This window comes from Rhizobium sp. SVR5-2C, assembly GCF_056755115.1.
In genome coordinates this window covers 25,500-31,804 of record NZ_JBNDHT010000075.1, presented here as the reverse complement: position 1 = coordinate 31,804, position 6,305 = coordinate 25,500, and the positions used below count along the sequence as shown (strand labels likewise).

General features: G+C 60.9%; 6 protein-coding genes. 5 read left to right on the top strand and 1 reads right to left on the bottom strand.

The features are described 5' to 3' along the window. From ACPYOI_RS20780 to ACPYOI_RS20760, 5 genes are all read left to right on the top strand, one after another. On the top strand, positions 1-577 hold a 577-nt coding region (locus ACPYOI_RS20780; RefSeq protein ID WP_481423310.1), incomplete at its 5' end, for a tetratricopeptide repeat protein. Beyond that, positions 574-1,026 (top strand): cytochrome c maturation protein CcmE, encoded by a 453-nt coding sequence (gene ccmE / locus ACPYOI_RS20775; RefSeq protein WP_481420113.1) that lies wholly within the window; start codon positions 574-576, stop codon positions 1,024-1,026. The genes ACPYOI_RS20780 and ccmE, both read left to right, overlap by 4 nt. Continuing rightward, a complete protein-coding gene (locus tag ACPYOI_RS20770; RefSeq protein WP_481423309.1) occupies positions 1,023-3,011 on the top strand; it encodes a heme lyase CcmF/NrfE family subunit in 1,989 nt (662 codons plus the stop codon). Before ccmE ends, ACPYOI_RS20770 begins: the two co-directional genes overlap by 4 nt. After that, entirely contained in the window at positions 3,008-3,481 is a 474-nt protein-coding gene (locus ACPYOI_RS20765) for a cytochrome c-type biogenesis protein (RefSeq protein ID WP_481419476.1), read from the top strand. The genes ACPYOI_RS20770 and ACPYOI_RS20765 overlap by 4 nt, the downstream gene beginning before the upstream one ends. Before the next feature lie 87 nt (positions 3,482-3,568). After that, complete coding sequence (locus ACPYOI_RS20760) at positions 3,569-5,773, top strand: adenylate/guanylate cyclase domain-containing protein (protein ID WP_481423308.1); 2,205 nt, start codon at positions 3,569-3,571, stop codon at positions 5,771-5,773. 2 nt (positions 5,774-5,775) lie between these two features. Here the strand turns inward: ACPYOI_RS20760 and ACPYOI_RS20755 are convergent, their stop codons facing one another. After that, a complete protein-coding gene (locus ACPYOI_RS20755; RefSeq protein ID WP_481419478.1) occupies positions 5,776-6,294 on the bottom strand; it encodes a YHS domain-containing (seleno)protein in 519 nt (172 codons plus the stop codon). Positions 6,295-6,305: the final 11 nt, after the last annotated feature.

Below are 6,305 nucleotides of genomic sequence, written 5' to 3'. Positions count from 1 at the left end.
TCTCGACGGACTTGCGGAAACCCTGATGGCTGGCGCGAACGGCGTCGTGACCGACGATGCGCGCAAGGTGCTCGAACAGTCGCTGACTCTGGAGCCCAAGAACCCGCGCGCGAAATTCTATGTGGCGCTTAGCATGGAGCAGGCAGGGCGGGCGGCGGATGCGAAAGCAGCCTTCGAGGCTCTGGCGAAGGAATCTCCTGACGACGCGCCGTGGCTGCCGCTCGTCAACGAGCACATCGCCAAGAACGGCGGCGCTCCGGCGGTGGCGGATGACAAGGCGCCGGGCAACCCGACGGAAGACGACGTTGCGGCAGCCCAGGACATGAGCAGCGGCGACCGCCAGCAGATGATCCGCGGCATGATCGAGAGCCTCGATGCTAAGCTTTCCGCAGACCCGAACAATTTCGAAGGGTGGATGCGGCTTGTCCGCTCTTATGCTGTATTGAATGACAAGGATCGCGCGAGCCAGGCACTGAAGCGCGGGCTTGCGGCGTTTCCGGCAGCGAGCGAGCAGGGCAAGCAGTTGATCGCGCTGGCACATGAGCTGGGTATTGCGGCGGAAGGAATGACGGAATGACGCGCAAGCAGAAGCGCCTGGCGGTAATCGGCGGCGGCATGAGCTTCATCATTGCCGCGGTGCTGCTTGTCATGTTCGCATTCAGCCAATCCGTTGCGTATTTTTACATGCCTGCCGATCTTGCCAAGACGCCGGTGGCGCCGGAGACGCGCATCCGCCTCGGCGGGCTTGTCGGCGAGGGCAGCGTCGTGCGTGGCACGGGTTCGACGGTCGAATTCGCCGTGACCGACGGCAGCGGAGATGCAGTGAAGGTGAAATATACCGGCATCCTTCCGGATCTTTTCCGCGAGGGCCAGGGCGTGGTCACTGAAGGCAAGTTCGAAGCCGGCAGCCATGACTTCGTCGCAGACACCGTGCTTGCCAAGCACGATGAGAAATACATGCCCAAGGAAGTCGCCGACAGGCTGAAGTCGCAGGGTCTATGGAAGGAAGGCGAGGGCACGCAATGATCATCGAGATTGGGCATTACGCACTCGTTCTGGCGCTGGCGGCGGCGATCGTTGTTTCGATCGTGCCGGCGATCGGCGCGCGCAGGCTCGACCGGGCGATGATGGATGTCGCGCCGCTCGGTTCCATGGTGCTGTTCGGACTGGTAGCCTTCTCGTTCGGCGTTCTGACCTATGCGCACGTCGTTTCAGACTTCTCCGTCAAGAACGTCTGGGAGAACTCGCATTCGCTGGTGCCGCTGATCTACAAATATTCGGGCGTCTGGGGCAATCACGAAGGCTCGATGATGCTGTGGCTGCTGATCCTCTCGCTGTTCAGCGCGCTGGTCGCGGTCTTCGGGGGCAATCTGCCGGATACCCTCAAGGCCAATGTGCTTTCGGTGCAGGCGTGGATTTCGGTTGCTTTCATCCTCTTCATTCTGCTGACGTCAAACCCGTTCATCCGCCTCGATCCGGCGCCGGCAGAGGGACGCGACCTCAATCCGGTGCTGCAGGATGTTGGCCTCGCGATCCATCCGCCGCTGCTCTATCTGGGGTATGTCGGTTTTTCGATTTGCTTTTCCTTCGCAGTCGCCGCGCTCATGGAGGGCCGCATCGATGCGGCCTGGGCGCGCTGGGTCCGTCCCTGGACGCTTGCCGCCTGGACCTTCCTGACGCTCGGCATCGCGATGGGTTCCTACTGGGCCTATTACGAGCTCGGCTGGGGCGGCTGGTGGTTCTGGGATCCGGTCGAGAACGCCTCCTTCATGCCGTGGCTCGCGGGAACGGCGCTGCTGCATTCGGCGCTGGTGATGGAAAAGCGCGAGGCGCTGAAGATCTGGACCGTGCTGCTGGCGATCCTGACATTCTCGCTCTCGCTGATGGGCACCTTCCTAGTGCGCTCCGGTGTGCTGACCTCGGTTCATGCATTTGCAAGCGACCCGAGCCGTGGTGTGTTCATTCTCTGCATCCTGATGATCTTCATCGGCGGCGCGCTTTCGCTGTTTGCCTTCCGCGCGCCCCTGTTGAGTGCGGGCGGGCTTTTCGCACCGATTTCGCGAGAAGGTGCGCTAGTGCTCAACAATCTCATCCTCACGGTCGCATGTGGCACCGTGCTGACCGGCACCCTCTATCCGCTGCTGCTGGAAACATTGACCGGCGACAAGATTTCCGTCGGCCCGCCGTTCTTCAACATGACTTTCGGCCTGCTGATGGCGCCATTGCTGCTGGTCGTGCCGTTCGGGCCGTTGCTGGCATGGAAGCGCGGCGATCTGCTTGGCGTGATGCAGCGGCTCTATGTGGTTGCCGCTTTGGCTTTCGCGGCGGCGCTGGTCTTTTTCTATGTCGAGCATGGCGGACCGGTGTTGTCTGTTCTTGGGCTTGCGGCCGGGCTGTTCCTCGTCTTCGGTGCCGTTGCCGACCTCTGGTATCGCGCAGGCGCCGGCAAGGTGGCGGCGAATGTCGCATGGCGGCGGCTTTCCGGCCTGCCGCGGTCGGCTTTCGGCACAGCGCTGGCGCATGCCGGCCTCGGCGTCACCGTGCTCGGCATTGTTGCCGTTACGACATTTGCGACCGAGCATGTGCTTGAAATGAAGCCCGGCGAGACTACGGAGGCGGGCGGCTACAGCATCCATTTCGACGGCATGCAGCCGGCGACTGGCCCGAACTACAAGGAAGATCGCGCACACTTCAGCATCCGCCGCGGCGGCGTCGAGGTTGCGGATGTCTGGTCGGCAAAGCGCGTCTATGTCGCCCAACAGATGCCGACCACCGAAGCGGGTATCCTGACCTTCGGGCTCAGCCAGCTCTACGTTTCGCTTGGCGACGCAACCAACGACGGCGGCATCGTCGTTCGCATCTGGTGGAAGCCGTTCATTCTTTGCGTCTGGGGCGGGGCGCTGATCATGGCGATCGGTGGCTTCGTGTCGCTGAGCGACCGGCGTCTTCGGGTCGGTGCGCCGCGCCGCAAGGCAAGAGCGGTCCCCGCAGTGATGGAGCCGGCAGAATGATGCGGGGGATCGTCCTAGCAATCGTTCTGTTTCTTACTGCAGTTCCGGCCTTCGCCGTGAACCCGGACGAGGTACTCGCCAACCCCGCGCTGGAGGCCCGAGCCAGGGCGCTTTCTGCCAAGCTGCGCTGCATGGTCTGCCAGAACCAGTCGATCGATGATTCCAATGCCGATCTCGCCAAGGACCTGCGGCTTCTGGTGCGCGAGCGCCTGACCGACGGCGACACGGACGAACAGGTCCTGAACTACATCGTTTCGCGCTATGGCGAATTCGTGCTTCTGAAGCCCCGGTTGAGCGTTCGAACGGTTCTGCTTTGGGGCGCCCCCATTGTGCTGATTGTCGCCGGGGGCATTTCGCTGCTCATTTTCGCCAGGCGGCGGGCTGGCAAGCCGACCGGAAGCCGGTTGACGGCGGAAGAGCGGGCGCGGCTTGACGAACTGCTTGGCCCGCGGTCCGATCGAACATCCTGAAAGTTTGAGCCTTGAAAGGCTCCAATGGTCTCACCAATCAACCTGCGGTAAGATGCTCACGGGGTCCATTCGCATGTGGGCAAGACCATGGAGCGCCGCCTCGCAGCAATCCTGATCGCTGATGTCGCCGGCTACAGTCACTTGAGCCAGATCGACGAGGTTGGCACGCGTCGCCGCTTTCAGGCGGACATGGATGACATCTTCCGACCCAAGATCACCGAACATCACGGACGGCTGGTTAAGACCATGGGTGACGGTCTGCTTGTCGAATTTCACAGCGTCGTCGATGCGTTACACTGCGCAATTGATGTGCAGCGCGAGAAGGCCTTGCGAAATGCGGGCGTCGACCCGGCTCCGCGGCTTTATTTCCGCATCGGCGTCAATCTTGGCGATATCATTGTCGAAGGCGATGATATTCACGGCGATGGCGTCAACATCACCGACCGCATCCAGGCGCTGGCCGACCGGGGCGGCATCGCCATCTCCGGTACGACCTACGACCAGGTGAAGACCAAGCTCGACGTCGGCTATATCTCGCTCGGCAGGCAGAAAGTGAGGAGCATTGCCGAACCGATACGGGTTTACCGGGTAGTCCTTGATGCGAAGACGGCGCGAACCGTCGTCAAGCGCCTGCGAAAACCTGTCGGTCTCGCAGCTGCCGTAGCATTTCTGCTGTTTGCAGGTGCTGCAGCCTATTGGTGGCAGCCTTGGGAGCTTGGCCAGGCGCCAGCGCTCATCGAGCGCTTCGCCTATCCACTGCCGGACAAGCCATCGGTCGCGGTGCTGCCATTCATCAATGTCAGCGGCGATTCAGAGCAGGATCATCTGGCAGAGGGGCTTACTGACGACCTGATCACCGAGCTGTCCAAGGTTTCCGGCCTCTTCGTCATCGCCAGGCACTCGGTTTTTGCCGTTCAAAACGGTACAGCCAAGATTCAAGACGTGGCGGCGGAGCTCGGCGTGCACTACGTGCTCGAGGGCACGTTGCAGCGCGCCGGCACGCGCCTGCGGATCAATGTCAAGCTGATTGACGCGCTGACCGGACTTTCGATGTGGGCCGAGCGCTACGATCGTCAGTATGCCGATTTGTTTGCGGTTCAGGACGACGTCATCGGCAAAATCATCTCGGCGCTCGAGATAGAGCTCAACGACGTCGAGCGCACCCAACTGGAGCGGATACCGACCGACAACCTGGAAGCCTACGATTATTACATGAGGGCGGAACAGGAGGGCCTCGTCTATAGCGACGTAGATACCTACCGCCGCACATTGTCATATTATCAGAAGGCGATCGACCTCGATCCCAATTTCGCCGACGCGCATGCGGGTATTGCGCGCGTCGCGGTCGATGTCTGGCGTAACGACTATAATTTCCTCTGGTCGGCGGCAGTCGCCCGCAAGATCGCCTATGACGCCGCCGGGCAGGCGCTCAAGCTGGACCCAAAAAATGCGCGAGCTCACACGGTTCTCGCCCTGTTGCAGCTGGTCGATGGGCGCCCGGTGGAGGCGCGGGAATCGGCAACCCGGGCTGTGGAGATGCAACCCAATAGCGCGGAGGCCTTCGGCAATCTCGCCCTTATCCTTGCTCATACCGGCGATCATGAACAGGCGGTTGTCGAGATGGAAAAGGCTCTTCGGCTCGATCCTGCGCCAACGGCGAGTTTTCGGCTGCTGGCGGGAATCGTCTTCTACACTGCGCGTGACAGCAGGCGCGCGATTCCTCTGATCGAGGCTGCGCGGGATGCCTTGCCCAATGCGGAGGCTGCACGCGAGTACCTGACGGCAGCCTATGCCTATGAAGGGGATCGGGTCCGCGGGGCCCAGGAAAAGGCCAAGCTTCTGGAGCTGTTTCCGGAGAGCAATCTCACTTACTACAGCTATCTCTACGATTATTGGCGCCCAGAGGATCTAGAGCACCACCTGACGGGATTGCGCGCCGCCGGTATTCCCGAATGGCCCTTCGGATTCGCCGCATCAGAAGCGGATCAGCTCAATGCCGACGCTTTGCGCGACCTGATCAACAACAAGACGTGGAGCGGAAAACACAAGAACGGTACGTTATTCGTCCAGTTTTTCGACAATGCCGGCAATACTGCATACCGCAGTGCAAATACCAATATCACCGGGACGGTCGAGGTGCAGGGAAACAGGCTGTGCGAGAGGTTCGGCGGCTATTTTCTCGATCGCATGGTGTGCGGCAAGGTCTACAAAAACAAGGACGCCGGACAAGCCGGCGCCCAATATGTGCATGTCACCGCGCAAGCACTCAAGTTCTTCTCACTCGTACCCTGAATTCAGTTGGCTGGCATATGCTGCCAGTCCTTATGCATCTTGTCGGAAATCAGGGTGTTCTGCACTTCCGACCAATGCTTCTGGGAATCGACAACTTTGGTCGGCTTCTTTTCAAAGCCGTCTGCGGCGCCGGGGTCGTAGCTCAGATAGAGCTTGCCCTCTATGATCCGCCATGCCTTCGGGTCGATGTTGGTCGTAACCGTTCCGAAGGAAACGCCGTCGGCGCAATACCCGCCATATTGGGGAGCATACTTGCCGGGATCAGCAACGAAGAGGTCGCGGTTCTCGGCGCTGGCGAAATGCCACTCGGCACCCAGCCAGCGATGCGAATATTGCGGAGATCCCTCCACAGCCTGGTTCTGCGTGAAATATGCCACCGGATCGTAGCCCTTGATGGCCACGTCTCCAAAATACCCGGTGTTCACGGGCTCTTCCGCCGTCGCCGGTTGCCCGAGCGCGAAAACGATCGCGGCACCGACCATCATCGAGGCGATAAAGCCTGTCTTTCTGCGATATGCCATGTGTCCATTCT